Raw genomic sequence first — 2,156 nt, 5'->3', positions numbered from 1 at the left:
GCGCTCGTGCAGCAGATCCTCGACATTCCTGAGCGACAAAGGGAAGCGCACGTAGAGCATCACCGCCAGGCGGATGATCTCAGGGCTGGTCTTGAAGTATTTGAACGGGTCGCGTTTCGTCATCCGGCGACGCTACTCAGCCCCCTGCCCCATCTCAAGCCACGTTCTTCTGACACCGCCGGCCAGACTCTTCCCCTTCTTCTTGCCGCTGGGGTTTCCGGACTGCCCCTTCTGCCACTGCGTGTGCTTCGGAGTCTTGCCGTAGCCGACGTCGTAGTCGCCCTTCTTCTCGTATTTCTTCGACATCAGAAGTCCTCCGCGTTGCCGGCCGAAGCAGCCGGCGTGCCGCCCCGCTCGTCACCGGTTGAGATTTCATCGAAGCTCTGACCGGTGTCTGCGAGCACCGCCGGACTGCCGGTCATCTCCTGCCAACGCCGGATGGCGACATCGACGTAGCGGGGGTCGATTTCCACGCCGACGCACCGGCGCCGCGTCCGCTCCGCGGCGAGCAGCGTCGTTCCCGACCCGAGAAACGGATCGAGGACGAGGTCGTCGGGAGCCGTCACGTCCAGCAAAGCATCCATGACCATGCGGATCGGCTTCACCGTCGGATGGACGTTGAAGTCGTCGTCGGCATCCTTCCGCCCGCCGGTCGCACCAGCGTAGTGCCAGACATTCGATCGGTTCCGTCCGTACTTGCCGAGCTGGACGTTGTTGCGGTGGCTCGCCCCTGCCCGCCTGGCGACGAAGACGAACTCATGCTGGCTGCGGTAAAGGCTCCCCATACCCGGGGCACTCTTCACCCAAACGCAGGTGTTGAGCAGTTCCAGCCCAATCGCTTCAAGCGTTTCGGTTATCTCCGAGCCATGGCGCCAGTCCATGCAGGCAAAAAGCACGCCGCCCGGCTTGAGCCGCGAGGCGGCATTTCCCAGGGTCTCGATCAGGAATTTGACAAACTCGGTTCTGGTCATGTCGCCGGACGCTTCCGCGAACTCGGCAAATCCGGCCGACGCATCGCGCACATGGCCGTTGATCTTCACGTTGTAGGGCGGATCGGTGAAGACCGCGTCGGCGGCCTGCCCGTCGAGGATTGGAGACAGCGCAGCTCCGTCCCGCGCCGAAACGCAGAGGATCCAATGATCACCGAGGATCCAGAGATCGCCCGCCCGGCTGACTGCTGGAGCATCGGGCACCACAGACCCGGTCAGATCATCCGCCGGATCGGGTTCGTTCGCTTCCGATGTACCGAACTGGATCGCCTCGATCTCCTGCAGGTCGAAACCCGGGATCTCAATGTCGCCACTGATCTCGATGAGCTCGTTGATCTCCAGCCGGAGCGTCTCGGCATCCCAAGAACCAGTCTCCTGCAGCTTGTTCAGGGAGAGTGTGAGGCGGCGGATGTCGAAATCCGAGAGATCATCAACAGGGATGCACGGAACCTTTTCCGCAGCCAGGGAGCGGGCGGCGGCGAGCCGGCTGTGCCCGTCGATGACTTCGTATCGCTCACCGCCGGGTTTGGTCCGGACAAGGATCGGAATGCGGAAGCCGAAGTCCTTGATGGATTGCGCAACCTCAGCGGTCTGTTTCTTCAGGGCCCGCCGGACCCGGCGTGGCGCCTCATCGATGAGGTTCACAGGCACCCAGACAAGAGAGAATTCGCGGAAGAGATCGTTTCGAATGGGCTCTGGAATGAGCGGCTCCGCCGTATTTTGCGAGATGCCGTCAGTGCGGATCTCGTCGTTTTCTCCGCTGCACTCTGCGGGCGATGAGCTCTCGGTCCCTAGTTGATACTTGATGGTAACGGGCATGTTCGACCCTCCTTTCTGTTCTCGCAGTCAAGAAAGAGGGGTAGGTGTTCGCTATGTTCTGCCCCATTTTCCAAATTGCGAATCGCGCTTGTTCCGGGGGCATCCATTTGGAGCACTGGGATCTCCAAAACACGACGGACGGGTGAATGCAAGTTATTAAGTAGCTGATATAGTTGACAATTGCCCCGAAGGGGAACAACTTTGCCGACCGTGTGATTGGACTGGACTTGTCTCGCGAACAGAGCGTCACTGTGTCCACGCCCGGTTCGCATTCCGGGCTCTCCCCGGTGACGGGGGCGCGTCCTGCCTCCCCGCGCAACCAGGGAGATACGCATGCCCAATGCACCT

Annotated in this window: 2 protein-coding genes and 1 pseudogene; all 3 read right to left on the bottom strand. The window is 61.2% G+C overall.

The annotated features are described in order from the left end of the window. Positions 1–123: pseudogene (locus tag EU800_RS25895) on the bottom strand (IS6 family transposase); the annotation flags it as partial. 9 nt (positions 124–132) lie between these two features. Continuing rightward, on the bottom strand, positions 133–306 hold the full coding sequence (locus tag EU800_RS27090; protein WP_165354860.1) for a DUF5681 domain-containing protein: 174 nt from the start codon (positions 304–306) through the stop codon (positions 133–135). Then, positions 306–1,808, bottom strand: coding sequence for a DNA modification methylase (locus EU800_RS25890; protein WP_129636334.1), 1,503 nt, complete (start codon positions 1,806–1,808; stop codon positions 306–308). The genes EU800_RS27090 and EU800_RS25890 overlap by 1 nt, the downstream gene beginning before the upstream one ends. Positions 1,809–2,156 lie beyond the last annotated feature (348 nt).

Source organism: Tropicimonas sp. IMCC6043, assembly GCF_004146235.1.
Taxonomy (GTDB): Bacteria; Pseudomonadota; Alphaproteobacteria; order Rhodobacterales; family Rhodobacteraceae; genus Tropicimonas.
This window is presented reverse-complemented; position numbering and strand designations above follow the sequence as displayed.